This is a genomic window from Salmonella sp. FC25216 (assembly GCF_057751355.1).
On sequence record NZ_JBDGON010000011.1, the window covers coordinates 62,279 to 87,118 of the forward strand.

General features: G+C 52.0%; 28 protein-coding genes. 17 read left to right on the forward strand and 11 right to left on the reverse strand.

Annotation, left to right across the window (positions count from 1 at the left end; all coding sequences use genetic code 11):
• Positions 1–18 precede the first annotated feature (18 nt).
• Genes flgD through flgB form a run of 3 tightly spaced genes read right to left on the reverse strand, consistent with a single transcriptional unit; the run spans position 19 to position 1,553 of the window.
• On the reverse strand, positions 19–717 hold the full coding sequence (flgD, locus tag AC3G3F_RS19445) for a flagellar hook assembly protein FlgD (RefSeq protein ID WP_023248220.1): 699 nt from the start codon (positions 715–717) through the stop codon (positions 19–21).
• 11 nt (positions 718–728) lie between these two features.
• Complete coding sequence (gene flgC / locus AC3G3F_RS19450) at positions 729–1,133, reverse strand: flagellar basal body rod protein FlgC (protein ID WP_023248219.1); 405 nt, start codon at positions 1,131–1,133, stop codon at positions 729–731.
• A gap of 3 nt (positions 1,134–1,136) precedes the next feature.
• A complete protein-coding gene (gene flgB / locus AC3G3F_RS19455; protein ID WP_023184862.1) occupies positions 1,137–1,553 on the reverse strand; it encodes a flagellar basal body rod protein FlgB in 417 nt (138 codons plus the stop codon).
• Between the two features lie 157 nt (positions 1,554–1,710).
• Between flgB and flgA the strand changes: the two genes are divergently transcribed.
• The 3 genes from flgA (at position 1,711) to flgN (ending at position 3,182) form a co-directional block, all read left to right on the forward strand.
• The gene (flgA, locus tag AC3G3F_RS19460; RefSeq protein WP_023248218.1) at positions 1,711–2,370 is read left to right on the forward strand and encodes a flagellar basal body P-ring formation chaperone FlgA; all 660 of its coding nucleotides are present in this window, start codon (positions 1,711–1,713) and stop codon (positions 2,368–2,370) included.
• A gap of 91 nt (positions 2,371–2,461) precedes the next feature.
• A complete protein-coding gene (gene flgM, locus AC3G3F_RS19465) occupies positions 2,462–2,755 on the forward strand; it encodes a flagellar biosynthesis anti-sigma factor FlgM (RefSeq protein ID WP_023248217.1) in 294 nt (97 codons plus the stop codon).
• A gap of 4 nt (positions 2,756–2,759) precedes the next feature.
• Complete coding sequence (flgN, locus tag AC3G3F_RS19470; RefSeq protein WP_000197544.1) at positions 2,760–3,182, forward strand: flagella biosynthesis chaperone FlgN; 423 nt, start codon at positions 2,760–2,762, stop codon at positions 3,180–3,182.
• 82 nt (positions 3,183–3,264) lie between these two features.
• On the opposite strand, the gene murJ is transcribed toward flgN, so the two are convergent.
• The 4 genes from murJ to rimJ all read right to left on the reverse strand — a co-directional run bounded on the left by murJ (position 3,265) and on the right by rimJ (position 7,298).
• Positions 3,265–4,800 (reverse strand): murein biosynthesis integral membrane protein MurJ, encoded by a 1,536-nt coding sequence (gene murJ / locus AC3G3F_RS19475; RefSeq protein WP_023248216.1) that lies wholly within the window; start codon positions 4,798–4,800, stop codon positions 3,265–3,267.
• Positions 4,801–5,101: 301 nt separating this feature from the next.
• The gene (locus AC3G3F_RS19480) at positions 5,102–6,025 is read right to left on the reverse strand and encodes a Gfo/Idh/MocA family protein (protein WP_088759978.1); all 924 of its coding nucleotides are present in this window, start codon (positions 6,023–6,025) and stop codon (positions 5,102–5,104) included.
• A gap of 1 nt (position 6,026) precedes the next feature.
• Complete coding sequence (locus AC3G3F_RS19485; RefSeq protein ID WP_063390350.1) at positions 6,027–6,674, reverse strand: YceH family protein; 648 nt, start codon at positions 6,672–6,674, stop codon at positions 6,027–6,029.
• A 39-nt stretch (positions 6,675–6,713) separates the two neighbouring features.
• Positions 6,714–7,298 carry a ribosomal protein S5-alanine N-acetyltransferase gene (gene rimJ / locus AC3G3F_RS19490; protein ID WP_000468203.1) on the reverse strand — a complete coding sequence of 195 codons (585 nt, stop codon included), beginning with the start codon at positions 7,296–7,298 and terminating at the stop codon, positions 6,714–6,716.
• Between the two features lie 236 nt (positions 7,299–7,534).
• On the opposite strand from rimJ, the gene mdtH reads away from it, so the two are divergent.
• The 10 genes from mdtH (at position 7,535) to AC3G3F_RS19540 (ending at position 14,945) form a co-directional block, all read left to right on the forward strand.
• Positions 7,535–8,743, forward strand: a complete 1,209-nt coding sequence (gene mdtH / locus AC3G3F_RS19495; RefSeq protein ID WP_023248213.1) for a multidrug efflux MFS transporter MdtH — start codon at positions 7,535–7,537, stop codon at positions 8,741–8,743.
• Between the two features lie 63 nt (positions 8,744–8,806).
• On the forward strand, positions 8,807–9,454 hold the full coding sequence (gene grxB / locus AC3G3F_RS19500; protein ID WP_023248212.1) for a glutaredoxin 2: 648 nt from the start codon (positions 8,807–8,809) through the stop codon (positions 9,452–9,454).
• A 124-nt stretch (positions 9,455–9,578) separates the two neighbouring features.
• Complete coding sequence (locus AC3G3F_RS19505) at positions 9,579–10,139, forward strand: lipoprotein (RefSeq protein WP_000713055.1); 561 nt, start codon at positions 9,579–9,581, stop codon at positions 10,137–10,139.
• A 104-nt stretch (positions 10,140–10,243) separates the two neighbouring features.
• The gene (pyrC, locus tag AC3G3F_RS19510; protein WP_053529977.1) at positions 10,244–11,290 is read left to right on the forward strand and encodes a dihydroorotase; all 1,047 of its coding nucleotides are present in this window, start codon (positions 10,244–10,246) and stop codon (positions 11,288–11,290) included.
• A 73-nt stretch (positions 11,291–11,363) separates the two neighbouring features.
• Positions 11,364–11,609: a DNA damage-inducible protein I gene (gene dinI, locus AC3G3F_RS19515; protein ID WP_001217763.1), complete on the forward strand. Its 246-nt coding sequence runs from the start codon at positions 11,364–11,366 to the stop codon at positions 11,607–11,609.
• A gap of 290 nt (positions 11,610–11,899) precedes the next feature.
• Positions 11,900–12,154 carry a biofilm formation regulator BssS gene (bssS, locus tag AC3G3F_RS19520; RefSeq protein ID WP_000414441.1) on the forward strand — a complete coding sequence of 85 codons (255 nt, stop codon included), beginning with the start codon at positions 11,900–11,902 and terminating at the stop codon, positions 12,152–12,154.
• A 111-nt stretch (positions 12,155–12,265) separates the two neighbouring features.
• Positions 12,266–13,384, forward strand: a complete 1,119-nt coding sequence (gene solA / locus AC3G3F_RS19525) for an N-methyl-L-tryptophan oxidase (RefSeq protein ID WP_070802677.1) — start codon at positions 12,266–12,268, stop codon at positions 13,382–13,384.
• Positions 13,385–13,424: 40 nt separating this feature from the next.
• Positions 13,425–13,538, forward strand: coding sequence for a YceO family protein (locus tag AC3G3F_RS19530; RefSeq protein ID WP_001253281.1), 114 nt, complete (start codon positions 13,425–13,427; stop codon positions 13,536–13,538).
• Positions 13,539–13,800: 262 nt separating this feature from the next.
• Positions 13,801–14,373 (forward strand): cytochrome b, encoded by a 573-nt coding sequence (locus AC3G3F_RS19535; protein ID WP_023246049.1) that lies wholly within the window; start codon positions 13,801–13,803, stop codon positions 14,371–14,373.
• A complete protein-coding gene (locus AC3G3F_RS19540; RefSeq protein ID WP_000739887.1) occupies positions 14,370–14,945 on the forward strand; it encodes a YceI family protein in 576 nt (191 codons plus the stop codon). Before AC3G3F_RS19535 ends, AC3G3F_RS19540 begins: the two co-directional genes overlap by 4 nt.
• 51 nt (positions 14,946–14,996) lie before the next feature.
• On the opposite strand, the gene trhO is transcribed toward AC3G3F_RS19540, so the two are convergent.
• A complete protein-coding gene (gene trhO / locus AC3G3F_RS19545; protein WP_088734007.1) occupies positions 14,997–16,049 on the reverse strand; it encodes an oxygen-dependent tRNA uridine(34) hydroxylase TrhO in 1,053 nt (350 codons plus the stop codon).
• A gap of 219 nt (positions 16,050–16,268) precedes the next feature.
• On the opposite strand from trhO, the gene AC3G3F_RS19550 reads away from it, so the two are divergent.
• The 3 genes from AC3G3F_RS19550 to AC3G3F_RS19560 all read left to right on the forward strand — a co-directional run bounded on the left by AC3G3F_RS19550 (position 16,269) and on the right by AC3G3F_RS19560 (position 19,008).
• Entirely contained in the window at positions 16,269–17,189 is a 921-nt protein-coding gene (locus tag AC3G3F_RS19550) for a Kdo(2)-lipid IV(A) acyltransferase (RefSeq protein WP_023246047.1), read from the forward strand.
• A gap of 148 nt (positions 17,190–17,337) precedes the next feature.
• A complete protein-coding gene (mdtG, locus tag AC3G3F_RS19555) occupies positions 17,338–18,552 on the forward strand; it encodes a multidrug efflux MFS transporter MdtG (protein ID WP_053529980.1) in 1,215 nt (404 codons plus the stop codon).
• An 81-nt stretch (positions 18,553–18,633) separates the two neighbouring features.
• Positions 18,634–19,008, forward strand: a complete 375-nt coding sequence (locus tag AC3G3F_RS19560) for a MysB family protein (protein ID WP_023246045.1) — start codon at positions 18,634–18,636, stop codon at positions 19,006–19,008.
• Here the strand turns inward: AC3G3F_RS19560 and AC3G3F_RS19565 are convergent, their stop codons facing one another.
• The 3 genes from AC3G3F_RS19565 to mdoG all read right to left on the reverse strand — a co-directional run bounded on the left by AC3G3F_RS19565 (position 19,009) and on the right by mdoG (position 23,405).
• Positions 19,009–19,236, reverse strand: a complete 228-nt coding sequence (locus AC3G3F_RS19565) for a YceK/YidQ family lipoprotein (protein ID WP_023246044.1) — start codon at positions 19,234–19,236, stop codon at positions 19,009–19,011.
• A 97-nt stretch (positions 19,237–19,333) separates the two neighbouring features.
• A complete protein-coding gene (gene mdoH, locus AC3G3F_RS19570) occupies positions 19,334–21,877 on the reverse strand; it encodes a glucans biosynthesis glucosyltransferase MdoH (protein WP_023246043.1) in 2,544 nt (847 codons plus the stop codon).
• Positions 21,870–23,405: a glucans biosynthesis protein MdoG gene (gene mdoG, locus AC3G3F_RS19575; protein WP_023246042.1), complete on the reverse strand. Its 1,536-nt coding sequence runs from the start codon at positions 23,403–23,405 to the stop codon at positions 21,870–21,872. Before mdoG ends, mdoH begins: the two co-directional genes overlap by 8 nt.
• Before the next feature lie 271 nt (positions 23,406–23,676).
• Between mdoG and mdoC the strand changes: the two genes are divergently transcribed.
• On the forward strand, positions 23,677–24,831 hold the full coding sequence (gene mdoC / locus AC3G3F_RS19580) for a glucans biosynthesis protein MdoC (RefSeq protein ID WP_023246041.1): 1,155 nt from the start codon (positions 23,677–23,679) through the stop codon (positions 24,829–24,831).
• Positions 24,832–24,840: the final 9 nt, after the last annotated feature.

Genomic DNA, 24,840 nt, shown 5'->3' on the forward strand with positions numbered 1-24,840 from the left:
CCTGATAAGTGTAAGGGCTTAGATTATTTGCCGAACTTCGTCGAGTGTGGTGGTGCCGTAGGTACCGAGATCCAACAGGTTGCCGTTGCTGCCCTTCGTCACGCCCTGCACCAGAGCGAATTGCAGCGGTTGCGCTACCAGTTGTGTCCCGCCATTACTGGCGGTAATCGCAATGTTGTAAGAACCATTCGGTACCGCTGTTCCGTCCGTTTGCTTACCATCCCAGGTAAAGGTATGTACCCCGGCTTTCAGCTCGCCGATCTCCAGCGTACGTACCACCCGACCATCTTTATCGGTAATGGTTGCCGTCACTTTGTCCGCGGGTTGTTGCAATTCCACGCCAAACGGCGTTGTGGACGTAACGGCCCCTTCTTCCGCGCCTTTACCCGCCAGAATTGTGGTGCCAGGCACCATAACGCCATGTCCAATCAGCGTGGTCGCCTGTAGCGACTGACTATTGTCGATTTGCCCGGAAATAGCCCCCAGCGTCGTATTCAGTTTTTCAATGCCGCTCACGGTACTGATTTGCGCCAACTGTGTAGTTAACTCATTATTTTGTAAGGGGTTAGTCGGGTCCTGATTCTTCAATTGCGCGACCAGCAAGGTCAAGAAACTGCTTTGCAGATCGGCAGCATTGCTTCCAGTCATCGAACCGCTGCCGGTCGTCGTTTTGACGCCCGTGTTGGTCGGATCATTCATATTTACGGCAATAGACATACGCGCCTCCTTTACTGGCCTAATGTCAGCGTTTTAAGCATCATGCTTTTTACGGTATTCAGGACTTCGACGTTTGCCTGATAGCTGCGCGAGGCTGACATCGTATTGACCATTTCGCCGACCACATCGACGTTGGGCATTTTGACGTAACCGTTAGCGTCCGCCAGCGGGTTGCCTGGCTCATAGACCAGCTTTTCCGGTGCCTGGCTTTCAATCACGCTGGCGACCTTTACCCCGCCAGTGGCCTGACCCGGCGAGGCGTCCACCTGAAAAACCACCTGTTTGGCGCGATAAGGCTGACCGTCTGGTCCGGTGACGCTATCCGCATTCGCCAGGTTACTGGCCGCAACGTTCAACCGCTTGGACTGTGCGGTAAGCGCCGATCCGGCGATATCAAAAATGTTTAACAGCGCCACGAATTAGTTTCCTCCCTGTAGCACATTCATCATGCCTTTGAGTTGGCTACCCAGAACGGTAAGCCCCATCTGATATTTGAGACTGTTATCCGCAAACTGCGTACGTTCCCTGTCCATATCCACGGTGTTGCCATCCAGAGAAGGTTGATCGGGGACGCGGTAAAGCAGATCCACTGCGGGAGAAGAGACCGCCTGGGCGGGAATATGGTGAGAGGAAGTCAACGTCAACGAGACGCCGCCGGTTTCTTCCCGTCCGCGCACCATCACTTTTTTTAACTCACTGGCAAAATCAATATCGCGCGCCTGGTACCCCGGCGTATCGGCATTGGCGATATTCGCCGCTAATATTTCCTGACGTTGCGCGCGCAGATTTAGCGCTTCCTGCTGAAATCGTAAGGCGGCATCGAGCCTGTCGAGCATATCTCCTCCGCAAATGACATAATTCAGCCGACAGCTTAAATCTCTTCACGCGCGCGTTATCGCCGGAATAAACGCAAAATGCGTCGCTATTTATTGCGTTGATGCTTGCTTCACACGGGTAGAATCCTGTCATTACATCAACCAGGGGGAAGTAACTATGCAAACGGTAAAACGAGGATTCGCCGTGGCGGCTTTGCTATTCAGCCCCCTGGCAATGGCGCAGGACATCAACGCCCAGTTGACAACGTGGTTTTCCCAGCGTCTGGCTGGCTTCAGCGATGAGGTCGTTGTAACGCTCCGTTCACCGCCTACTCTGCCGCCGAGCTGTGAACAGCCAACCTTCAGCATGACAGGCAACGCGAAGCTATGGGGTAACGTCAACGTGGTGGCGCGCTGCGCCAATGAAAAACGTTATTTGCAGGTGAGTGTGCAGGCGACCGGCAATTATGTCGCCGTTGCCGCGCCCGTCGCGCGCGGCGGAAAATTGACGTCGACCAACGTCACGTTAAAACGTGGCAGGCTGGATCAGTTACCGCCGCGGACGGTACTGGATATCCATCAGATTCAGGATGCCGTCAGTTTGCGTGATCTCGCTCCCGGGCAGCCAGTGCAGCTTACGATGATACGTCAGGCCTGGCGCGTCAAAGCGGGTCAACGAGTACAGGTCATCGCCAATGGCGAGGGTTTTAGCGTCAATGCGGAAGGTCAGGCAATGAATAATGCCGCCGTCGCGCAGAATGCGCGCGTGCGCATGACATCGGGTCAAATCGTGAGTGGAACCGTCGATTCTGATGGGAATATTCTTATTAACCTATAATTGTATAAAGATTTTGTCGCGGCTGCCGATGAGATATTCAACCATGATGGTAGCTGGCCGCTACAACGTAACCCTCGATGAGGATAAATAAATGAGCATTGACCGTACCTCACCTTTGAAACCCGTTAGCACTGTCCAGACGCGAGATACCAGCGACACGCCGGTACAAAAAACGCGTCAGGAAAAAACGTCTACCGCGACGAGCGCCAGCGTAAAGTTAAGCGACGCGCAAGCGAAGCTCATGCAGCCAGGCACCAGCGATATTAATATGGAACGCGTCGAAGCATTAAAAACGGCTATCCGTAACGGCGAGTTAAAAATGGATACGGGAAAAATAGCAGACTCGCTCATTCGCGAGGCACAGAGCTACTTACAGAGTAAATAAGCGTATGACTCGTTTGTCAGAAATACTTGACCAGATGACCGCCGTCCTGAATGACCTGAAGACGGTGATGGATGCAGAACAACAACAGCTTTCCGTAGGCCAGATTAACGGCAGCCAGCTACAGCGTATTACAGAAGAAAAAAGCTCGTTGCTGGCGACGCTGGATTATCTGGAACAACAGCGCCGTCTGGAGCAGAATGCGCAGCGTAGCGCAAACGATGACATTGCGGAGCGCTGGCAGGCGATTACCGAAAAAACGCAGCATCTGCGCGACCTCAACCAGCACAACGGCTGGCTGCTGGAAGGGCAAATAGAGCGTAATCAACAGGCGCTGGAGGTACTGAAACCGCACCAGGAGCCTACCCTATACGGGGCTAACGGCCAGACTTCCGTCTCTCACCGCGGCGGTAAAAAAATTTCTATCTAATCATTGCCGGATGGCGACGTTGCGCCTTTCCGGCCTGAATGCTTTGTAGGCCTGATTAGCGCAGCGCTATCAGGCACTGAATTTACGCTGTCCGGCGTACAAACTCTTTCACTTTAAAGCCCAGCACGGCAAGCGCAGCGAAATAGGCCGCAATACCCGCGATCACTACCGCCATCAAACGCAGCAAACGCCATAACATAGACCCTTGCGACCACTCCGGCATAATATGCAACACGCCGAACAGCACGGCGGCCATCACCAGTACGGAAATGATCAGACGCGTCAGAAACCACATCCAACCCGGTTGTGGCGTAAAGATATTCTGTTTGCGCAGTTGCCAATATAACAGAGACGCATTGAGACATGCCGCCAGCCCAATAGAGAGCGATAGCCCGGCGTGTTTCAGCGGTCCAATAAACGCCAGGTTCATTAACTGGGTCATAATTAACGTCACTATGGCGATTTTCACCGGCGTTTTAATATCCTGGCGAGAATAGAAGCCCGGAGCCAGCACTTTTACGACGATCAAGCCAATCAGTCCCACCGAATAGGCGATTAACGCCCGCTGCGTCATCGCCGCATCAAAGGCGGTGAATTTACCGTACTGAAATAGCGAGACCGTCAGCGGCTTCGCCAGAATGCCTAACGCTACCGCGCTCGGCAACGCCAGTAAAAAACACAGACGCAGCCCCCAGTCCATCAGGCGACAGTACTCATCATGATTGCCGCTGGCAAAGCTTTTCGACAATGACGGCAACAGGATGGTCCCCAACGCCACGCCCAACACGCCGGACGGGAACTCCATCAACCGATCGGCGTAGTACATCCATGAGACCGAGCCGGAGGCCAGAAACGAGGCGAAAATCGTATTGATGATAAGGGAGATCTGACTGACAGAAACGCCCAAGATCGCTGGTCCCATCTGTTTGACCACCCGCATCGCCCCGGTATCGCGAAAGTTAATGCGCGGCAACACCAGCATACCGATCTTTCTCAAATACGGAAGTTGATACACCAGTTGCAGCACGCCGCCGACGGTGACTGCCCAGGCTAACGCCAGCACCGGCGGATTAAAGTATGGCGCGGCGAATAACGCAAAACCGATCATGCTGATATTAAGAAATGTCGGCGCAAAAGCGGGAATAGAGAAGCGATTCCAGGTGTTGAGAATGGCGCCAACCAGCGAAGCCAGCGAGATCAGCAGAATATAGGGAAACGTAATCCGCAGCAGTTGCGTCGTCAGCGCGAATTTATCAGCAGTATCGGCAAAACCCGGCGCGGTTACCATAATGACCCACGGGGCGGCCAGCATACCGGCCACCGTCACGACGGCTAACGCCAGCGTCAACAGGCCGGAAACGTAAGCGACAAAGATCCGCGTCGCCTCTTCACCCTGCTTGCTCTTATATTCCGCCAGGATCGGCACAAAAGCCTGAGAAAAAGCGCCTTCGGCAAAGATTCGGCGTAGTAGATTGGGAAGTTTAAACGCCACAAAAAAGGCGTCGGTCGCCATTCCTGCGCCAAAAATTCTGGCGACAATCGCATCACGGGCAAAACCCAAAACGCGTGAAAACATAGTCATCGAGCTGACGGCAGCCAGCGATTTCAATAAATTCATTTCTTTTGTATTCCAGACCCTGGCGTAAAACTCCTGTATGGCTGATCCATCGACCGGATAACGCATTTCTGCCGTATCCGGCTGTATCACCGCGCCTGACGGCGACGTTAAAATGTCTTATCAGGCCTACAGACTCCCCACGGTTTGCCATTATTCACTGTGAAAAGAGGTATTATGTAGAGTGGGCATATATACCCGTCATACTTCGAGGTGCATGTGCGTTGGCTTTCCTGCAACTCGAATTATTTAGGGTATAGTACCTGGATTACGATGAATTACTACCGCCAGATGTTACAGAGGATTATTCGCTGATGGCGTCCCGCCACAGCGCCTCCACGACGCGCTGGGCCAGAATCGCCTGATCCCCAGCCGTTTCCGGAACCGTCTGATTTTGCACGCAATCAATGAAATGCCGTGCGCATCCGACAAAACCACGCTGTTCAAGCGTCGTTTGCCAGCCCGGAATGGGTTTGATGAGAATACCTTGCCCGCGCTCTTCGCGCCATTCACGCATATCCGTCACGTCATACAGCCCGCCGTCGGTGACGGCCAGGACCGATTCACGCTGACTTCCGGCGCGCCGGTGCATACTGGTGGTAATTTGTAGTTTGTCGGCGGAAAAATGATGTTCCGCATAGCGCATTTCGCCGGACTCGCTGGTGAGCAACGTGCCGCTGGCCAGGCGCGCCTCGCCGCCTGCCAGCCACAGCGCGGTATCCACGACGTGCAAATAGTCATCGAGCAAAGTAAAACGTAAGTCGTGCGGCCCGACGCTATCGGTACGATGTTTATCCATACGCAGTGACGCCGCAGTGCCGAGGCGCGTTTTCAGTTCGCGATACAGCGGCGCGAAACGGCGATTAAAGCCAACCATCAGCGTCAATTTTTTTTGCGCCGCCAGCGCCACCAGCCGCTCGGCATCACGTAGATTTTCCGCCAGCGGTTTATCCACGCAAACATGGACGCCGGCGTTGAGAAGTTCGCTGACCACAGCATAGTGGCTTGCGGTACTGGAGTGGACGAAGACCGCATCGCAGCCGGACGCTAAATTCGCCAGCGAATCCACATACGGTATGCGCCAGCTTTCGCAGATACGTAAGGCTTTATCCCGCGAGGGAGACCAGGCGCCCTGTAACGTCCATCCGGCGGTGTGGGTTAGTACCGGCAGCCAGGCCTTCTGCGCAATACCGCCTAATCCGACAATGCCAATCCGTAATGTTCTCACATTACTCTCCCAGGTGAGCTAACAAAGAATCCAGCCGCTGCTTTAACTCCGCCACTTCGCTTTCCAGCGCTTCGACGCGCGACTGAAGATCGCCCGACGTGCTTTCCGGCGCAGGCGTCTGGAGAGACAGTTCATCGACGTCGCCGCAAAAAAGGTGCATATAGCGGCTTTCACGCTTACCCGGTTCACGCGCCAGACGGACGACATACGGGCCATCCTCACGGCTGGCAAGCCGCTCCAGCGTGGATTCAACTTCCGCCATGTCGCTGAATTCATGCATCCGCGACGCCCGGCTGCGCAACTCGCCGGGCGTTTGCGCACCGCGCAGCAGCAGCGTGGTGACAAGCGCCACTTCCGCCGCGCTAAGTTTCAGGTCGCCAAACTCGGAATTACAGAAACGCTGTTCATATTTTGTGACGCGATTGCCAAACCCGCTGACCGTACGTAAGAAATGGCGTTTTACCAGGTTATCGAGCTGTTCCTGTACCGCCTGTTCCGTCAGGTTCATCACCGGTTCACGGTTAGTTTTCTGGTTGCAGGCCGTCACCACGCCGTTAACGGAGAGCGGATACTGTTCCGGCGTTGTTACCTGCTTTTCCAGCAGACAGCCAATCACTCGCGCTTCAGTGGCGGTTAATTCATATTTCATCGTTTTCTCCCTTTCGCTTTCACTCGCCCGGTAAGCCGCTCAACGTCCTGGCGTCCATTCCGGCGTCGTTAATGCCGTCAGTACATGATCGCGCCATTGTCCATCAATCAACAGGTAATCTTTCGCATAACCTTCTTTCTCAAAACCAAGCCGCGCAAGCAGCGCGCCGCTACGTTTGTTGTGCGGCATATAGTTCGCCATGATACGGTGGATATGCTGAGTGCGCTGCATATAGCGAATCGCAGCGGTTAAGGCTTCAAACATCAGCCCCTGCCCCTGCCACTTCTGCGCAATGGAATAGCCCAGATAGCAGGCATGAAAAGAACCGCGCACCACATTGGAAAAATTCGCCACGCCGATAATTTCTTTTTCTTCCGGATCAAGCAGCGCGAAATAGAAGGCGGAGCCCTGTTTGTGAAATTCACCGATCATTCCCAGACGCGCCTGCCACCCTGAAGGATAACAATGACTTTCATCTCGGACCGGCTCCCACGGTTTTAAAAAATGACGATTTTCCGCGTAATAATCGGCCAGACGCCAGGCATCACGCTCATGCACTAAACGCACCACCAGACGGTCGGTGGTTAAGCGCACTTTTGGCACGTTACTGCGATAGCCAAACATTCTATACCTACTCCTTCCTGTAACGTCTTCAGCACGCCAGTAACCTTACTATACCTGCGCAACCAGGCTCTGTGAAAAGCGCAAATCGTCATTTTTTGAATTGCTGCCACATTTTGATGAAAACTCTCGATTAAAAAGGACTTTTGATAAAAAAATATTGTCCCGCTAACGGTAGGAAAAAACGAAACGCAGCCGCAGAATAGTAGACGCTCATCTTTTGTTTCCCGGGAGGGGAAATGTCGCGCGTCTCGCAGGCGAGGAACCTGGGTAAATATTTTCTTCTCATCGATAACATGTTAGTAGTGCTGGGTTTTTTCGTTGTCTTCCCGCTCATCTCCATTCGCTTTGTCGATCAAATGGGGTGGGCTGCGGTGATGGTAGGGATCGCGCTCGGCCTGCGCCAGTTTATTCAACAAGGACTGGGCATTTTTGGCGGCGCCATTGCCGATCGCTTTGGCGCGAAACCGATGATTGTCACCGGTATGCTGATGCGCGCCGCAGGCTTTGCCACTATGGGCATCGCGCATGAGCCCTGGCTCTTATGGTTTTCCTGCATTCTTTCCGGTCTCGGTGGTACGCTTTTCGACCCGCCGCGCTCAGCGTTGGTGGTCAAATTAATCCGCCCGGAGCAACGGGGCCGCTTCTTCTCTCTGTTGATGATGCAGGACAGCGCGGGCGCGGTGATTGGCGCGCTGCTGGGAAGCTGGTTGCTACAATACGATTTTCGCCTGGTCTGCGCGACGGGCGCTATTTTGTTCATATTATGCGCCATTTTCAACGCATGGTTGCTTCCGGCCTGGAAGCTATCGACGGTCAGGACGCCGGTGCGAGAAGGAATGCGCCGCGTCATGAGCGATAAACGGTTTGTCACCTACGTGCTGACGCTGGCGGGCTATTACATGCTGGCGGTACAAGTCATGTTAATGCTGCCGATTATGGTAAACGATATCGCCGGTTCGCCTGCTGCCGTGAAATGGATGTACGCTATCGAGGCGTGTCTCTCGCTGACGTTGCTCTACCCGATTGCTCGCTGGAGCGAAAAGCGTTTTCGGCTGGAGCATCGGCTGATGGCCGGTTTGTTCGTCATGTCGCTGAGCATGATCCCCATCGGGATGGTAGGCAATTTACAGCAGCTTTTTACGCTTATTTGCGTTTTCTACATCGGCTCGGTTATCGCCGAACCGGCGCGCGAAACGCTCAGCGCGTCGCTAGCAGACGCACGGGCGCGGGGAAGCTATATGGGCTTTAGTCGTCTGGGATTAGCCATTGGCGGCGCGATTGGTTATATCGGCGGCGGCTGGTTGTTTGATGTGGGTAAAGCGCTTGCGCAGCCTGAACTACCGTGGATGATGCTCGGTATTATCGGCTTTATCACCTTTTTAGCTTTAGGCTGGCAATTTAGTCATAAGCGCACGCCGCGCCGTATGCTGGAACCCGGCGCCTGATTTGATACCTGCCGTTATCTCCTCCATACTGGTCAGGAACCGACAGTCAAATGGAGGAGAAACGTGAAGCTTTATATTTACGATCATTGCCCTTTCTGCGCTAAAGCCCGCATGATTTTCGGCCTGAAGAACATCCCCGTTGAACTCAACGTGTTACAAAATGACGACGAGGCGACGCCCACCCGGATGATTGGTCAAAAGATGGTGCCCATCCTGCAAAAAGATGATAGCCGCTATCTTCCTGAAAGTATGGATATTGTACATTATATCGACAACTCCGACGGTAAACCGCTGTTGACCGGGAAACGCAATCCTGCCATTGAAGAGTGGTTGCGCAAAGTTAACGGTTACGTTAATCAGTTACTGCTACCGCGATTTGCAAAATCCGCTTTCGATGAATTTTCTACCCCTGCGGCGCGCCAGTATTTTATCCGCAAAAAAGAAGCCTCATCCGGCAGTTTTGACAACCATCTAGCCCACTCTGCCGGACTGATTAAAAAGATCGGCGATGATTTACGCTCGCTGGATAAACTTATCGTACAGCCTAACGCCGTTAACGGCGAATTATCAGAAGATGATATTCATCTGTTTCCGCTTCTGCGTAATCTGACGCTGGTCGCCGGTATCCACTGGCCGACGAAAGTCGCGGACTATCGCGATAATATGGCGAAGCAGACGCAAATTAATTTACTCTCCTCAATGGCTATCTAACGCCCGCCAGGCGGCACCCCTCTCTTGCCGCCTTTTTCAGCTTTTTCTACTGGCGTCATGTCCGCTGGCGCGACATGCTGCTTTATGTCAGGATTAGGGCACAGGCAACATGTTGAGGAACGCCATGAAAAAGTTTTTTTTTGCCGCTGCGCTCGTAGTTAGCGGCCTGTTAGTGGGTTGTAATCAACTTACGCAATACACCATTAGTGAACAAGAAATTAATCAAGCGCTTGAAAAACGGAATAATTTCTCAAAAGATATTGGTCTGCCCGGCATTGCCGACGCGCATATCGTACTGACTAATCTTGCCAGCCAGATTGGTCGGGAAGAGCCTAATAAAGTCACCCTCACTGGCGATGCCAGGCTGGATATGAATTCCCTCTTCGGCAGTCAAAAAGCGACGATGAAGCTCAAGCTAAAAGCTCTGCCGGTCTTTAATAAAGAAAAAGGCGCCATCTATCTTCAGGAGATGGAAGTAGTAGACGCCACCGTGACGCCGGAGAAGATGCAATCTGTGCTACAAACGCTCCTGCCCTATTTAAATCAGTCTTTACGTAACTACTTTAACCAGCAGCCCGCTTACGTGTTGCGTGAGGACAGTAGTAAAGGCGAAGCGTTAGCGAAGAAATTCGCGAAAGGTATTGAAGTTAAACCTGGTGAAATCGTTATTCCTTTCACCAATTGATATCGGAGGGCGCGCTCGCGTCCTTTTTTTTACGTGCAAACGAAAACGTTTCCGCTTATCCTTTGTTTCCGGCAAAAAGACTATTCCTCAGCCGGAGCTTATTAATGACTGCACCATCCCAGGTTTTAAAGATCCGCCGCCCGGACGACTGGCACATTCACCTTCGCGATGGCGACATGTTAAAAACGGTCGTACCCTATACCAGCGAAATTTATGGCCGCGCTATCGTGATGCCAAACCTGGCGTCCCCCGTTACGACTGTTGATGCGGCGATCGCCTACCGCCAGCGTATTCTCGATGCGGTGCCCGCCGGGCATGATTTCACGCCGTTAATGACCTGCTATTTAACGGATTCGCTCGATGCCGATGAACTGGAGCGTGGTTTCCATGAAGGCGTGTTTACTGCGGCTAAGCTTTACCCGGCCAATGCCACCACTAACTCCAGTCATGGCGTAACGTCAATCGACGCTATCATGCCGGTACTGGAGCGGATGGAAAAACTTGGAATGCCATTGCTGGTCCACGGTGAGGTGACCCATGCGGATGTTGATATCTTCGATCGCGAAGCGCGTTTTATCGACACCGTAATGGAACCGCTACGCCAGCGTCTGACCGCGCTTAAAGTGGTCTTTGAACATATCACGACCAAAGATGCCGCGCAGTATGTACGTGACGGCAACGACTACCTGGCGGCGACCATTACGCCCCAACATTTAATGTTTAACCGTAATCATATGCTGGTCGGCGGCATTCGTCCTCACTTGTACTGTCTACCGATTCTGAAACGCAATATTCACCAGCAGGCGTTACGCGAACTGGTCGCCAGTGGTTTTACGCGCGCCTTCCTGGGGACGGATTCAGCACCGCATTCGCGTCATCGTAAAGAGACCAGTTGCGGATGCGCCGGTTGTTTCAACGCCCCCTCCGCCCTTGGCAGTTATGCCGCCGTGTTTGAGGAAATGAACGCGCTGGCGCACTTTGAGGCCTTCTGTTCACTGAATGGCCCGCAATTCTATGGTCTGCCGGTGAATGAGGGCTGGGTGGAACTGGTACGCGATGAACAACAGATACCGGTAAATATCGCGCTGGCTGATGATACGCTGGTGCCTTTTCTGGCGGGTGAAACAGTACGCTGGTCAGTAAAAAAATAAAAAATGCGCTTACCTGTTGCTATATATTGCATTTAACTGTATATATATCCAGTATATTCAACAGGGGGTCATTATGCGTATTGAAGTCACTATAGCCAAAACGTCACCTCTGCCTGCCGGTGCGATTGATGCGCTGGCGGGCGAACTCTCCCGCCGTATTAGCCATCATTTTCCTGAAAATTTGGGTAACGTCACCGTGCGTTACGCTACCGCTAACAACCTGTCCGTTATTGGCGCATCAAAAGAGGATAAAGAACGCATTAGCGAGATTCTCCAGGAGACCTGGGAGAGCGCTGATGACTGGTTCATCAATGAATAAAAAATGATATGCAGTGATGTAAGTTTTGCCGGGTCGCCCCGGCTTTTTTATTTGCGCAACTGATGAATATTTCGCCTGACCCTCAAAATAATTGCACAACATCCTAAAAAAATATGAATAAACTGTCGCTTTATTGTTCATATAATTCTTAAAAAGAGAAATTTATCCTCCCGTCTCTTTAAAAACACAGTGAATAGCCTTATTAATTGGTATACTGAAGTTGCTTCAGAAGAAAAACACGCATTGAACCTCGAGAACCGTTGTCTTATAACACGTACCAGGGGGGCATGATGGAAAAGAATAATGAAGTCATTCAGACCCATCCGCTTGTTGGATGGGATATCAGCACCGTCGATAGCTATGATGCGCTGATGCTGCGTTTACACTACCAGACCCCAAATCGTCCGGAACCGGAAGGGACTGAAGTTGGTCAAACGCTCTGGTTAACGACAGATGTAGCCAGGCAATTTATTTCGATATTAGAAGCCGGCATCGCCAAAATAGAATCAGGCGATTACCAGGAAAATGAGTATCGTCGCCATTAGCGTGACGCGCTCCCCTCTCTCAGGCACCGTAAGGTGCCTCACTTATTTCCGGCTTGTATATCTCAGCGCAGTTATTTACCCTGAAATCATCGCGATAGCAGAGAGAAGCTGATGAAATACGACCTTATTATTATCGGCAGCGGTTCGGTTGGCGCCGCCGCTGGTTATTACGCCACCCGCGCCGGGCTAAAGGTCCTGATGACCGATGCGCATATGCCGCCTCATCAACAGGGCAGCCATCACGGCGATACCCGTCTTATCCGCCACGCTTATGGTGAAGGCGAAAAATATGTCCCACTGGTGCTTCGCGCCCAGGCGCTTTGGGATGAACTCTCCGCGCACAATGAAGAGTCTGTTTTCGTCCGCTCCGGCGTCGTTAACCTCGGCCCGGCCGATTCCGCTTTCTTAGCCAACGTCGCGCGAAGCGCGCAACAGTGGCAATTGAACGTCGAGCGCCTGGACGCGACGGCCCTAATGACGCGCTGGCCGGAAATTCGCGTACCCGATAATTATATCGGGCTGTTTGAAGCTGACTCCGGTTTCCTGCGCAGCGAATTAGCCATTACCACATGGCTTCGTCTGGCCCGAGAGGCAGGCTGTGCACAGCTATTCAACTGCCCGGTAAGCCATATTCACCATGATGATAACGGTGTGACGATAGAGACGAGTGAAGGCCGCTACCACGCCAGTAAAGCGCTGATTAGCGCGGGCACCTGGGTAAAAGCGCTGGTGCCGGAACTGCCCGTTCAGCCCGTACGCAAAGTCTTTGCCTGGTTTCAGGCCGATGGACGTTACAGTGCTAAAAACTGCTTTCCGGCCTTTACCGGCGAAATGCCCAACGGCGATCAATATTACGGTTTCCCGGCGGAGAATGATGAGTTAAAAATCGGCAAACACAATGGCGGACAGCTAATACAGACTCAGGAAGAGCGCAAGCCCTTTGCCGCCGTTGCCAGCGATGGCGCAGAAGCATTTCCTTTCCTGCGTAACGTACTGCCGGGGATCGGCGGTTGTTTATATGGGGCGGCATGTACCTATGATAATTCGCCGGACGAGGATTTTATTATCGATACTCTGCCTGGCCATGAGAATACGCTTGTCATCACTGGACTCAGCGGACATGGTTTTAAATTCGCCCCGGTGTTAGGAGAAATCGCCGCGGATTTTGCGTTGGAAAAAACGCCCTCCTTTGATCTGACGCCGTTCCGGCTTTCCCGTTTTAGCCAATAATTTGTCGGCCTCATAAAGGGGCCGTTTATTAAGGTAAGCTATGCGTCGTCTATTTCATTTTCTGATGAATAATATTCGCGAGCATTTCATGCTTTACGTTATTCTTTGGTCGCTGCTGGCGGTTATGGATATCGTTTATCTCTTTTTCTTCTGATTTCTTATCATTGACGTTAACTGACATTTCATGAAAGTTCCTCACTTTTTATTTCATGACGTTGAAGCACAACAATGATGCCAGTTCCTCCCGTAGTGCGGTTATCGGGGTGAAATATCTCGAAACTTCTGAAGCTGAATCGCAAACAACATCAAAATTATTGAAATAAAAATAAATATCATTCAGATTCTTATTTATCAGTTGCATTCAGCGCTTTTCCACGCCATTTTCATTCTCTCGTGAAATATTCATTGGTGTGTTTATGCAATTTAAAAATACTCCACAGCGCTATGGCATGGTTTCCGCCGCGCTCCACTGGCTGACCGCCCTGGTGGTCTATGGCATGTTTGCGTTAGGTTTATGGATGGTCACGCTCAGTTATTACGACGGCTGGTATCACCAGGCGCCGGAATTACATAAAAGTATTGGCATGTTACTGATGATGGCGCTGATCGTGCGTATTATCTGGCGGCTTTATTCTCCACCGCCCGTTGCGTTGGCCAGCTATTCCCGTTTAACGCGCGCTGGTGCCGCTGCTGGTCATCTCCTCCTGTATCTCCTGCTCTTTGCGATCGTCATTAGCGGCTACCTGATTTCCACCGCCGACGGTAAACCGATTAGCGTCTTTGGCTGGTTTGAGATTCCGGCAACGCTTACGGACGCGGGAGCGCAGGCTGACATCGCCGGAACGCTGCATCTGTGGTTTGCGTGGTCGCTGGTCATTATCTCGCTCTCGCATGGGGTAATGGCGCTAAAACACCATTTCATCGATAAAGACGACACTCTGAAACGTATGACAGGAATGTCGTCATCTGACTATGGAGCTCAAAAATGAAAAAAAACCTGCTGGGATTCACCCTCGCATCCTTGTTATTCACGACCGGTTCCGCCGTGGCGGCGGAGTATAAAATTGATAAAGAAGGCCAACATGCGTTCGTAAATTTCCGTATCCAGCATCTGGGCTACAGTTGGCTATACGGCACCTTTAAAGATTTCGACGGCACGTTCACTTTTGATGAAAAAAATCCGTCGGCAGACAAAGTGAACGTGACTATTAACACCAATAGCGTCGACACTAACCATGCCGAACGAGACAAACACCTGCGCAGTGCGGAATTTCTTAATGTTGCGAAATTCCCGCAGGCAACCTTCACCTCTACCAGTGTGAAAAAAGAGGGGGATGAACTGGATATTACCGGCAATCTGACGCTCAATGGCGTGACAAAACCGGTGACGCTGGAAGCGAAACTGATGGGCCAGGGCGACGATCCGTGGGGCGGTAAGCGCGCGGGCTTTGAGGCCGAAGGAAAAATTAAGCTGAAGGATTTCAATATGACTACCGATCTCGGCCCGGCGTCGCAAGAGGTGGAGCTTATCATCTCAGTAGAAGGCGTTCAGCAGAAGTAACGCCTGGCGAAATGCCGGATTGCGGCCTTTACGCCGCTATCCGGCAAAATATTACTCTGCCGGATCGGGAATGCTCAGTTTGCTATTAAGCCGACCACGCGATTTATTAAAAATTTTGTTGCCGTTCTCGCGACCCGCGCGACGTCGGCGCTGTTCCTCCTCCGGCAAGGCCAACTCTTCACAGCATTGTTCGCTACAGCAGCCGTTAAATTTACTGGCGCACTGCGGACACTGGATAAACAGCAGATGGCAACCGTCGTTTTTGCAGTTGGTATGGCTATCGCAGGGCGCGCCGCACTGATGGCAATGCGCGATAACCTCATCCGAGATTCGTTCGCCCATTCGCTCATCAAACACAAAGTTTTTGCCGATAAAGCGAACGGGAAGCCCCTGCTCGCGCGCGCGACGGGCGTACTCAATGATGCCGCCCTCAATATGCCAGACTTTATTAAAACCGTTGTGTTTCATCCAGGCGCTGGCTTTCTCACAACGAATACCGCCGGTACAGTACATCACTATCTTTTTATCAGCATGTTCCCGCAGCATTTCAACCGCTTTTGGCAACTGTTCGCGAAACGTATCCGCCGGGATTTCCAGAGCATTTTCGAAATGGCCGACTTCATATTCATAGTGGTTGCGCATATCAATAAAGACCGCGTCAGGATCGTCCAGCATCGCATTAACATCTGCCGCCTTCAGATAATCGCCGACATTACTGGCGTCAAAACTCGGATCGTCAATACCGTCAGCGACGATACGGTCGCGGACTTTCATACGCAGCACCCAAAATGACTTTCCGTCATCCTCCAGCGCGATATTTAAACGCAGCCCGTCCAGCGCGGGATCGAACGCATAAAGCTGTTGACGAAACGTCTCTACCTTACTTTGCGGCACGCTGATTTGCGCATTGATGCCTTCATGCGCCAGGTAAACACGGCCAAAAACGCCCAACGCCGTAAACACCTGATACAACGCGTCCCGCGTCTGTTGCGGTGAGGCGATAGTAAAATATTTATAAAAAGAAATTGTCGTACGTGGCTCGCTTTCCGCCAGCATTTTGGCTTTCAGCTCGTCATTAGAAATGCGGTTGTGTAACACTGGCATGGTGTACGTATCCTGCAATCAGCAAAAAATAAAGTGGGCAGGCATGATAAAGCAAGCCTCGCCAATTTACATCCACACATTTTGCGCTACATTTCTTGCTCCACACTAAACAATTAACAACAATTGTCGATTTAATCGCCACTCTCCTGCTCCATATTTTTGCTCAACGCAAAAAGATGCGAGAATACGGGGAATTGTTCGTTGAAAGACAGGATAGAAATGACGAAGTTGCCTAAGTTCTCCGTGGCTTTACTGCACCCACGTTATTGGTTAACCTGGTTGGGTATAGGCGCGCTTTGGTTGGTCGTGCAACTCCCCTACCCGGTCATCTATAAATTGGGTTGCACATTGGGTCACCTGGCTCGACGCGTAATGAAGCGCCGCGCGAAAATCGCCTATCGCAACCTTGAATTATGCTTTCCGGAAATGAGCGCGCAGGAACGCCACACCATGGTGGTCAAAAACTTTGAATCCGTCGGCATGGGCGTGATGGAAACCGGCATGGCCTGGTTCTGGCCCGATCGGCGAGTGACCCGCTGGATGGAAGCGAGTGGTCTGGAGTATATCCGTGAAGTTAAGGCGCAGGGGCTCGGGTTCATTCTGGTAGGAATACATTTCCTTACCCTTGAGTTTGGCGCCCGCATGTTTGGTATGCATAATCCGGGTATCGGGGTTTATCGGCCAAATGATAATCCGTTGCTCGACTGGTTGCAGACCTGGGGGCGCTTACGCTCCAATAAATCGATGTTGGATCGCAAAGATCTGAAAGGCATGGTTAAGGCATTGAAAAGCGGTGAATTAATCTGGTATGCACCGGATCACGATTATGGCCCACGCGCCAGCGTATTTGTGCCGTTATTCGCCGTCGATCAGGCCGCCACGACCTCCGGTACCTGGATGCTCGCGCGCATGTCTAAAGCCTGTATTATCCCCTTCGTGCCTCGCCGTAAACCTGATGGGAAAGGCTACGAACTGATCATTCTTCCTGTGGAATATTCGCCTCCGCTGGAAAGCGCAGAAGCAACTGCCGCGTGGATGAATAAGATTGTTGAGCAGTGCATTATGATGGCGCCAGAGCAGTATATGTGGCTGCATCGCCGCTTTAAAACCCGCCCTGAAGGCGTACCGTCACGCTATTGACAGGATTGCAGCCGTCAGGCTGCAATCTTTCCCCTCTTTTAGCTTTAAAAGCTCCCCACATTGCGAGGCTGGTAAGGTCGGCGCATAATTAGTACGCTCATAATTAAATTGATGATAGCGCAAACCGCGCATCATACTGTGGAACGCTATGTCACCCTCTGATGTCCCCATAAACTGGAAACGCAATCTAACCGTTACCTGGCTGGGCTGTTTTTTAACCGGCGCGGCATTCAGTCTGGTCATGCCTTTTCTTCCTCTCTACGTTGAGCAACTCGGCGTAACAGGCCATAGCGCGCTGAACATGTGGTCCGGGCTGGTCTTTAGTATTACGTTCCTCTTTTCAGCTATCGCGTCCCCTTTTTGGGGCGGTCTGGCGGATCGTAAAGGGCGTAAGATCATGCTGTTGCGTTCCGCTCTCGGCATGGCCATTGTGATGCTGTTAATGGGCATGGCGCAAAATATCTGGCAGTTTCTGATCCTCCGCGCGTTATTAGGCCTGCTGGGCGGATTTATTCCCAACGCCAATGCGCTGATCGCCACTCAAGTGCCGCGCCACAAAAGCGGCTGGGCGTTAGGGACGCTCTCTACTGGCGGCGTCAGCGGCGCTCTGCTTGGCCCACTTGCGGGTGGTCTGCTCGCCGACCATTACGGCCTTCGCCCGGTCTTTTTTATTACCGCCAGCGTTTTGTTTATCTGTTTTCTGCTCACCTTCTTTTTTATTCGCGAGAATTTCCAGCCGGTGAGCAAAAAAGAGATGCTTCACGTTCGGGAAGTGGTCGCCTCGCTAAAAAATCCCCGCCTGGTGTTAAGCCTGTTTGTTACCACGTTGATTATTCAGGTGGCGACCGGCTCTATAGCGCCCATCCTGACGCTCTATGTGCGTGAACTCGCGGGAAATGTCAGTAATATTGCGTTCATTAGCGGGATGATAGCTTCCGTTCCCGGCGTAGCGGCACTACTTAGCGCTCCTCGCCTCGGTAAGCTCGGCGACAGAATTGGCCCGGAAAAAATCCTTATCGTCGCACTGATTATTTCCGTACTGCTGCTGATTCCAATGTCTTTTGTGCAAACGCCGTGGCAGCTCGCGCTATTGCGGTTTCTGCTTGGCGCGGCAGATGGCGCGTTACTGCCAGCCGTACAAACCCTGCTGGTTTACAACTCTACCAACCAAATAGCCGGGCGCATATTCAGTTACAACCAATCTTTCCGCGATATCGGCAACGTCACCGGCCCTTTAATGGGCGCCGCAATTTCCGCGAGCTATGGCTTCCGCGCCGTATTCTGCGTCACGGCAGGCGTCGTGTTGTTCAATGCTATCTATTCATGGAATAGCTTACAACGGCGCAGACTGGCAACAGAATGATTTTTGCGCTTTCATACTTGCAATATCGCAGAATCAGCTATTCTTTCCCTAAATACCTCATCAAATCAAAGGGAGATACTGATGACCATGTATGCCACGCTGGAAGAAGCTATCGATGCAGCCCGGGAAGAATTTCTGGCTGACCATCCAGGCCTCGAACAAGATGAAGCGAATGTGCAGCAGTTCAACGTTCAGAAATATGTACTGCAGGATGGGGACATCATGTGGCAGGTCGAATTTTTCGCCGATGAAGGTGAAGATGGAGAATGTCTGCCTATGCTGAGTGGTGAAGCCGCGCAAAGCGTGTTTGACGGTGATTATGATGAGATAGAAATCCGTCAGGAATGGCAGGAAGAGAATACATTGCATGAATGGGATGAAGGGGAATTTCAGCTTGAACCCCCGCTTGATACTGAGGAAGGCCATACCGCGGCGGACGAATGGGATGAGCGTTAATTACTCATAAGGCCCGTGGTGGATATCAAGCGGCAGTAGCAGTGTATCGAAGATCAGTGAAAAAGGCAGATCGACGATAGTGATATAGCGCCATGCGGAATCACGCATATCCCACTGCACGCCTGGATAATACTGGTTGCCGTGTCCCTGTCCGGGGATCGTTCTGCTGATAATGCTGCCGCAGCCGCTCAGCGCAATCACCATTATGCTCACCGCGAATATACGCACCTGATACCTCATTTCAGTATAAAAATACCGGCATCACGCCGGTATTTTTCACATTCTCCCAGGCCTGATAAGCGTTGCGCCATCAGACCTGAAAACCTTATCCCGCTGACGATGTTCGTCCCTGCAACGCCTGCGGATTCAGGACGAGAGACTGATAATGGTTTACCCAGGAAGAGTATCTCTCCGGCGCATTCCAGACCCGATAGTGTAAACGCGCCATCGTCACCGGATCGCTGAGCAAAACCAGACGCCGATCGCGGTTCAGTTTCTCCGGCGTTTCGTTTAGCGCCTGCTCCACATGACGATCGCGGGCTATTTCCAGCACCTTACTGGCGCGGTGACGCGCGGTGGCCATCGCGGTCGCCAGCGCATTAAGCGACGGGTTAAATACCGCATGCATAAAGCCATCGTCCAGAATACGGCGGCGATTCATCTCCAGATATTTATCGGTATCGACCAACACCTGAGGCGGCGAATACTCTTCCGGGATCAGGAACAGCTTCCAGCGTTTGGTACGCAATCCTACCGTTGAACGACTGGAGATCACCGAAACAAATGGCGACAGAATCAGCGAAAAGACAATCGGCGCCAGCCAGAACAGAAAGCGTAAATCCAGCCACGCCATACCCACAGCCCAGACTAGCCCCAGCAGCAGTTGAGAGCCGTGGCGCATAAAGGCCTCTCCCCACGGCGTAGAATCATCGTCGCGTTGCGGTGAGTTCCAGACCACTTCCCAGCCGAGAAACGCGCTGACCACAAATACTGTATGAAACAGCATACGCACCGGCGCCAGCAACACGGAGAACAGCACTTCCAGCAACAGCGACAGCGTAACGCGCCAGAAACCACCATACTCTTTGGTGCCTTTACACCAGATCAGCATAATACTGAGCAGCTTCGGCAGGAACAGCAGCACCATCGTGGACGCAAACAGCGCGATTGCCAGTTCTGGACGCCACTGCGGCCAGACCGGAAAAAGCTGGCGCGGCTGAAGGAAATATTGCGGCTCCGTTAACGCATGAACGACTTGCAGAGCGGTAGAAAGCGCGAGGAACATAAACCACAACGGCGCAGACAGATATGACATCACCCCCGTCAGGAACACGGCGCGATGCACCGGGTGCATTCCTTTCACCAGGAACAAACGAAAGTTCATCAGGTTGCCGTGACACCAGCGGCGGTCGCGTTTAAGCTCATCCAGCAGGTTTGGCGGCAGCTCTTCATAGGAGCCGGGCAGATCGTAAGCGATCCAGACGCCCCACCCTGCCCGACGCATCAGCGCCGCCTCCACAAAGTCGTGGGAAAGAATCGATCCGGCGAACGAACCTTCTCCCGGCAGCGGCGCCAAAGCGCAGTGCTCAATAAACGGCTTCACGCGGATAATGGCATTGTGCCCCCAGTAGTGCGACTCCCCCAACTGCCAGAAGTGCAGCCCGGCGGTAAACAGCGGCCCATAGACACGGGTCGCGAACTGCTGACAGCGGGCATACAGAGTGTCCATCCCCGACGCTTTCGGCGAGGACTGGATAATCCCGGCGTTTGGATTCGCTTCCATCAGGCGCACCAGACCGCTCAGACACTCGCCGCTCATCACCGAGTCCGCATCCAGCACCACCATATAGCTGTACTGATTGCCCCAGCGGCGGCAAAAATCGTCAATATTGCCGCTCTTACGTTTCATGCGGCGGCGGCGGCGGCGATAAAAAATTTGCCCTTCGCCCTGCACTTCCGCGATAAGCTCCATCCAGGCCTTTTGCTCCGCCACGCAGATATCCGGGTTATAACTGTCGCTGAGAATATAGACGTCAAAATGTGCGGCGTTGCCCGTGGCTTTAACGGACTCCCAGGTCGCGCGCAGACCGGCGAAAACGCGGCTAACGTCTTCATTGCAGATAGGCATGATCAGCGCCGTCCGGTGTTCCGGATTGAGGGGCTCATCGCCTACCGTAGACGCGGAGATGCTGTACTTATCGCGCCCGATAAGCAGTTGCAGAAAGCCCATCAGCGCCGTCCAGAATCCGGCTGACACCCAGCAGAACAGCACGGCAAACAGAATCAGGATACCGGTTTGCAGCACGTAGGGCAGGAGCTGCATAAAAGAGACCCAAATATCCTGCCCCACCATATCCATAGGATTGATTAGCGCCCATCCCTGATAAGGCAGAATGGTCTTCATATACCAGGTCGCGACGACCGTTTGCGCCAGAGTCAGAATTAACAGAATATAGCGGCGTATGGTGCCGACGGTACGCCATTTTTGCTCGCTCGCCTGCTCTTCTTTTGTCAGACGAGAAACATAGCGCGGCGTTACATCCCGCCCACGCAGGCGATCCCAGAAACGGCCAACCGGGTTGGTTCGCCAGGGATCGGGAAACATCGAAGAGCGCGTCGCTTTTGGCATGGCCTGCAACTGATCGCGCCCTTCATCATCTTTAATTAGCTGCCCCTGCGCCAATGAATCCGGCCAGGCGTGTTCAAGGCGGGCTTTTACGGAACCCTGCGGTGAATCGTCTTCTCGCGAGTAAGTCCGATGCTCGGCATCCAGCGCCTGATGCACGGCGCGGATGTCAGTTTTCGGCAATGCCGCTTTCTCACGTTCGGAAAGCAGCAGTGCGTCAATATACTCAGTTGTTTTATTCATTGGCAGGTAACTGGTAGCTCCAGGTTTCACTTAGCGTCTGATCGGCATTCACCAATGCGGCACGCATTTCCGTGGTTTTCTTCGCGTCTTTGACTTTCACGCGCAGCATTAAACGCCAGCCTTTGGTGACCGGGTTATAGCGTACATTACTGTCAACGATTTCGCCGTTATCGCCAATGCTGGTTTGCGCAGCGACAGGCGTATCTGGCGGCAGTTTTTTCATGTCGGCGCCAACAAAATCCACCACGAAGGCAATAGTGCCGTCGGGCTGGCGAATCAGATTCGACTGTTTAACGTCACCCGTTGAGCGGCGTGTTTGCAGCACCCAGGCATTATCCGGCGCATGAAGTTTATCTTCATCACGGCTGAAGGTCAGAGTGTATTTGAAGTTCATCTCTTTACCCGGTTCCGGCAGTTGATCCGGAGTCCAGTAAGCGACGATGTTATCGTTGGTTTCATCATTGGTCGGAATTTCAACCAGCTCAACCTTACCTTTGCCCCAGTCGCCTTTCGGGGTAATCCAGGCGCTTGGACGCAGATCGTAGCGATCGTCTAAATCTTCAAAGCGCGAGAACTCGCGGCCACGCTGCAACAGGCCGAATCCCTGAGGGTTCTCCATCGCATAGCTGCTCACGGCAAGGTGTTTTGGATTGTTTAGCGGACGCCAAATCCACTCGCCATTACCCGCATGAATGGATAAGCCGTTCGAGTCATGCAGTTCCGGACGATAGTTGGTCGTCGGCGACGGCTGGTTCGGCCCAAACAGGAACATACTGGTTAATGGCGCAACACCCAGCTTGCCCACTTTGTCACGCAGATAGACTTTTGACTGCACGTCCACCACGGTATCGCGGCCAGGAATGATCACAAAACGGTAGGCGCCGGTCGCACGCGGAGAATCCAGTAATGCATAGACGGTCAAACGCTTATCGGTTGGTTTTGGACGCTCAATCCAGAACTCGCGAAAGCGGGGAAATTCTTCACCAGACGGCAAGGCGGTATCAATCGCCAGGCCGCGTGCAGATAGGCCGTACACCTGACCTGCGCCAATAACACGGAAATAACTGGCGCCAAGCATACTGACGATTTCGTCGTTCTTATCTTTACTGTTGATGGGGTACAAGACTTTGAACCCGGCGAAGCCTAAATCTTTTACCGTATCTTTATCGTGCTGGACATTGCCGAAATTGAAGTAATCCGGGCTGTATTTGATTCTTTTGACCGTCGTCGCCGTCACTTCGTTGATCTTGACCGGCGTATCGAAGTACATCCCCTGATGGTAAAATTCGAGCTTAAATGGGGTCTTTAAGTTGTTCCAGTAGGCTTTGTCGCTGTTAAACTGGATCTGCTGATAATCCGCATATTTCATGTCGCGGAAAACGGAGGGCAAGTTGCTTTTAGGCGCCTCATAGCCTTTCCCGGCTAAAGTTTGAGCTTGTTTTGCTACGTCATCAATACTGAACGCCCAGCTTGATGATGCGTAGAGCGTTAACATAACAGCTGCGCCCAACCAACGCATTTTCATCATTTGTCGTTTATGTTTCATAATAAGTAAGCACTTCCCCCTTTGTGTGCTTATATCGATCCGATCCATTTTAATGGATAATCAGGCATTACGACAACTGAATCCAGGCTTTGTTCAGCACGCTGGCTCATGGATTAAGCACCTCTCGCGCCTGTTTTCACTTTGCGTGCTTATCCTGGAGACAGGTTGTCGGAGTTGGTGTAGGGTTGCCACCGAATGTAACCATAATTCGCCTTATGGATAAGGTGAACAATCTGAGAATACGTGACCTTATATGAGCTCTGTACCCGCGCCGCGTGAATATTTTCTTGACTCTATCCGCGCATGGTTGATGTTGTTAGGGATTCCCTTTCATATCTCGTTGATCTATTCCACTCACAGTTGGCATGTCAATAGCGCCTCGCCATCCTGGTGGCTAACCCTGTTTAACGATTTTATCCACTCTTTTCGTATGCAGGTGTTTTTTGTTATTTCCGGTTATTTTTCGTACATGCTATTTTTACGTTACCCGTTAAAACGTTGGTGGAAAGTACGGGTAGAGCGTGTGGGTATTCCCATGCTTACCGCGATCCCTTTGCTTACCTTGCCGCAATTTATCATGTTGCAATTTGTCAAAGGAAAAACAGAGAACTGGCATATGCTCTCTGCTTATGAAAAATATAATACGCTAGCGTGGGAGCTCATTTCACATCTGTGGTTTTTACTGGTACTGGTGATATTAACGACAGTCAGTATCGGAATTTTTACCTGGTTCCAAAAAAGGCAGAAAACAAGCAAGCCTCGTCCCGCCGCCATTTCACTGGCCAAACTTTCGCTTATTTTTTTCCTGCTGGGAGTGGGTTACGCCGCCATCAGGCGCACTATTTTCATCGTGTATCCGGCTATCCTCAGTGACGGCATGTTCAATTTTATTGTGATGCAAACGCTATTTTATGTGCCCTTCTTTATTCTCGGCGCGTTGGCCTTCATTCACCCCGAGCTGAAAGCGCGCTTCACCACGCCATCACGCGGATGCACTTTAGGCGCTGCTACTGCTTTTATCGCTTATTTACTGAATCAACGTTATGGGAGCGGCGACGCCTGGATGTACGAAACCGAATCCGTGATTACGATGGTAATGGGGCTGTGGATGGTGAACGTGGTATTTTCACTGGGACATCGCTTGTTAAACTTCCAGTCCGCGCGTGTAACCTATTTCGTGAACGCTTCACTGTTTATCTATCTGGTGCATCATCCCTTAACGCTTTTCTTTGGCGCGTATATTACGCCGCATATCTCTTCCAACCTGATAGGGTTCTTGTGCGGGCTGATATTTGTCATTGGTATTGCGTTAATTCTGTACGAAATTCATTTACGCATCCCGCTTCTGAAATTTCTCTTTTCAGGTAAACCGCCTGTAAGACGAGAAAGCCACGCTACGATCGGGTAGTTTTCCGCG

Excerpts from the sequence above, each read along its gene's own strand:
- flgD (WP_023248220.1), bottom strand. The coding sequence starts at position 717 with ATGTCTATTGCCGTAAATATGAATGATCCGACCAACACGGGCGTCAAA.
- flgB (WP_023184862.1), bottom strand. The coding sequence starts at position 1,553 with ATGCTCGACAGGCTCGATGCCGCCTTACGATTTCAGCAGGAAGCGCTA.
- flgA (WP_023248218.1), top strand. The coding sequence starts at position 1,711 with ATGCAAACGGTAAAACGAGGATTCGCCGTGGCGGCTTTGCTATTCAGC.
- flgM (WP_023248217.1), top strand. The coding sequence starts at position 2,462 with ATGAGCATTGACCGTACCTCACCTTTGAAACCCGTTAGCACTGTCCAG.
- flgN (WP_000197544.1), top strand. The coding sequence starts at position 2,760 with ATGACTCGTTTGTCAGAAATACTTGACCAGATGACCGCCGTCCTGAAT.
- murJ (WP_023248216.1), bottom strand. The coding sequence starts at position 4,800 with ATGAATTTATTGAAATCGCTGGCTGCCGTCAGCTCGATGACTATGTTT.
- AC3G3F_RS19485 (WP_063390350.1), bottom strand. The coding sequence starts at position 6,674 with ATGAAATATGAATTAACCGCCACTGAAGCGCGAGTGATTGGCTGTCTG.
- rimJ (WP_000468203.1), bottom strand. The coding sequence starts at position 7,298 with ATGTTTGGCTATCGCAGTAACGTGCCAAAAGTGCGCTTAACCACCGAC.
- mdtH (WP_023248213.1), top strand. The coding sequence starts at position 7,535 with ATGTCGCGCGTCTCGCAGGCGAGGAACCTGGGTAAATATTTTCTTCTC.
- AC3G3F_RS19505 (WP_000713055.1), top strand. The coding sequence starts at position 9,579 with ATGAAAAAGTTTTTTTTTGCCGCTGCGCTCGTAGTTAGCGGCCTGTTA.
- pyrC (WP_053529977.1), top strand. The coding sequence starts at position 10,244 with ATGACTGCACCATCCCAGGTTTTAAAGATCCGCCGCCCGGACGACTGG.
- dinI (WP_001217763.1), top strand. The coding sequence starts at position 11,364 with ATGCGTATTGAAGTCACTATAGCCAAAACGTCACCTCTGCCTGCCGGT.
- bssS (WP_000414441.1), top strand. The coding sequence starts at position 11,900 with ATGGAAAAGAATAATGAAGTCATTCAGACCCATCCGCTTGTTGGATGG.
- solA (WP_070802677.1), top strand. The coding sequence starts at position 12,266 with ATGAAATACGACCTTATTATTATCGGCAGCGGTTCGGTTGGCGCCGCC.
- AC3G3F_RS19530 (WP_001253281.1), top strand. The coding sequence starts at position 13,425 with ATGCGTCGTCTATTTCATTTTCTGATGAATAATATTCGCGAGCATTTC.
- AC3G3F_RS19535 (WP_023246049.1), top strand. The coding sequence starts at position 13,801 with ATGCAATTTAAAAATACTCCACAGCGCTATGGCATGGTTTCCGCCGCG.
- AC3G3F_RS19540 (WP_000739887.1), top strand. The coding sequence starts at position 14,370 with ATGAAAAAAAACCTGCTGGGATTCACCCTCGCATCCTTGTTATTCACG.
- trhO (WP_088734007.1), bottom strand. The coding sequence starts at position 16,049 with ATGCCAGTGTTACACAACCGCATTTCTAATGACGAGCTGAAAGCCAAA.
- AC3G3F_RS19550 (WP_023246047.1), top strand. The coding sequence starts at position 16,269 with ATGACGAAGTTGCCTAAGTTCTCCGTGGCTTTACTGCACCCACGTTAT.
- mdtG (WP_053529980.1), top strand. The coding sequence starts at position 17,338 with ATGTCACCCTCTGATGTCCCCATAAACTGGAAACGCAATCTAACCGTT.
- AC3G3F_RS19560 (WP_023246045.1), top strand. The coding sequence starts at position 18,634 with ATGACCATGTATGCCACGCTGGAAGAAGCTATCGATGCAGCCCGGGAA.
- mdoH (WP_023246043.1), bottom strand. The coding sequence starts at position 21,877 with ATGAATAAAACAACTGAGTATATTGACGCACTGCTGCTTTCCGAACGT.
- mdoG (WP_023246042.1), bottom strand. The coding sequence starts at position 23,405 with ATGATGAAAATGCGTTGGTTGGGCGCAGCTGTTATGTTAACGCTCTAC.
- mdoC (WP_023246041.1), top strand. The coding sequence starts at position 23,677 with ATGAGCTCTGTACCCGCGCCGCGTGAATATTTTCTTGACTCTATCCGC.